1 protein-coding gene is annotated in these 1,455 nt (G+C 76.4%); it reads left to right on the plus strand.

Going from position 1 to position 1,455, the window contains the following annotated elements; translation table 11 throughout:
* Positions 1 to 1,416 (plus strand): sugar transferase (locus tag ACIQOV_RS41230; protein WP_401056248.1); only part of this gene is annotated, 1,416 nt, incomplete at its 5' end.
* Positions 1,417 to 1,455 lie beyond the last annotated feature (39 nt).

The raw sequence follows: 1,455 nt of genomic DNA on the forward strand, positions 1-1,455 counted from the left end.
GTGGTCACGTCGCCGCGCCGGCCCCGCGGGGCGGTCCGCTCCCGGCTGGCCCTGTCGCTCGCCCTGGTCCAGGCCGACATCATCGCGCTGTGCTCCGCCGGCGGCATCGCCAACCACGCCGTCGACCCCGCCGCCCCGCTCGACCCCCTGCTCGGCGTCCCCGCCGTCCTGCCCCTGCTGCTCCTGCTCAACCTGGCCGGCGGCCTCTACCGCTCCCGGCTCACCCTCTCCGTCCTGGACGAACTGCCCGCCCTCACCGCCCGGGCCGTGGTCGCCACCGCCTTCGCCGTCACCCTGTCCGGCTGCCTCGACGGCCGCTGGCCCGACTGCGGCCCGGCCAGCCCCGCCCGGCTCACCGTCCTGCTCGGCGCCCAGCTGCTGATCGCCGCCGTCGGCCGCGCCGTCCTCTACCACCTGGTCCGGCGGATCCGCCGCAGCCGCCCCAGCCCCGTCCTGGTGCTCGGCGCCGGCCGGCTCGGCCGCCGGGTCGCCACCGCCCTGCGCGAGCACGGCGAGTACGGGATGCGCCCGGTCGGCTTCCTCGACGCCGACCCGCCGCTGCTGCCCGGCGGCACCGACCTGCCCGTCCTCGGCGGCCGCGAGGCACTGGAACGCGAAGTGCGCCGGCACGGTGTCCAGCAGGTGGTCGCCACCGCCGGCGCCGCCGACGAGGCCGAGACCGCCGCGACCCTGCGCGACGCCGCCCGGCTCGGCTGCCAGGTCTGGCTGGTGCCCGCGCTGCGCGAGTACGGCTCGCTGCCCGCCACCCCGGTCACCGGCGGCGACCACCTGTGGGGCTTCCCCTGTCTGCGGGTCGGCCGCCCCGCGCGGCGCCGCCCCGGCTGGGCCGTCAAGCGCGCCCTGGACGTCACCGCCGCCACCGTCGGCCTGCTGCTGCTCGCCCCCGTCCTGGTGCTCTGCGCGCTCGCCGTCCGCTTCGACACCGGCCCCGGCGTGCTCTTCCGCCAGCAGCGCACCGGCCTGGACGGCAGGGTCTTCACCGTCCTCAAGTTCCGCACCCTGCGCCCGAGCAACGAGCACGAGTCGGCCACCCGCTGGAACATCTCCCAGGACCACCGGATGGGCACCGTCGGCCGGCTGCTGCGCAAGAGCTCGCTGGACGAGCTGCCCCAGCTGTGGAACGTCCTGCGCGGCGACATGAGCCTGGTCGGCCCGCGTCCCGAACGGCCGTACTTCGTCATGAGGTTCGGCCAGGCCTACCCCGAGTACGCCGACCGCCACCGGGTCCCGGTCGGCCTCACCGGCCTGGCCCAGGTCAACGGTCTGCGCGGGGACACCTCCATCGAGGACCGGGCCCGCTTCGACAACCGCTACATCGAGAGCTGGAGCCTCTGGCAGGACGTCAAGATCCTGTGCCGCACGGCGGCCCTGATGCTCCACCCGGACGGGAGCTGACCCCGCGTGGCCCTGACCCTCCCCGCCCTCCACCGCCCG

The organism is Kitasatospora sp. NPDC091257 (assembly GCF_044757675.1).
Taxonomy (GTDB): Bacteria; Actinomycetota; Actinomycetes; order Streptomycetales; family Streptomycetaceae; genus Kitasatospora; species Kitasatospora lactacystinica.